The sequence below is a fragment of the Paenibacillus sp. LS-5 genome (assembly GCF_056121505.1).
The window spans coordinates 1-277 of record NZ_JBWAVA010000064.1 but is presented as its reverse complement, the minus strand read 5'-3'; the positions used below and the strand labels follow the sequence as shown (position 1 = coordinate 277).

The window sequence follows — 277 nt, the reverse complement described above, 5'->3', positions numbered from 1 at the left end:
ATGTGTCGTCTCGCGTTATTGCACGAACTGGTTGGTGAACAGGTCGGCCAGGTTCGACTTTTCGCGAATGATCTTCTCCTGCATATAGAAGTCCTGCAGCTTCGTCACACGCGCCGGATCGAACGCACCGAGACGTTGCTGGCCCGGATAGACGTTGCGGGCGTAATACGTCAGGATCTTCTCGATCTCGGCTTCCTTGCCCTTGTAGCCGGGCACGGTCGCGCAGTATTCCTTGGCCGCGGCCGCCGGGTCGCGCATGATCTCGGCCACCGACTTG

Annotated in this window: 1 protein-coding gene; it reads right to left on the bottom strand. The window is 59.6% G+C overall.

Features of this window, described 5'->3' with window-relative positions; all coding sequences use genetic code 11:
- Positions 1 to 15 precede the first annotated feature (15 nt).
- Positions 16 to 277: hypothetical protein (locus AC0MA3_RS26475; RefSeq protein ID WP_474658341.1), on the bottom strand; the 262-nt coding region annotated here is incomplete at its 5' end.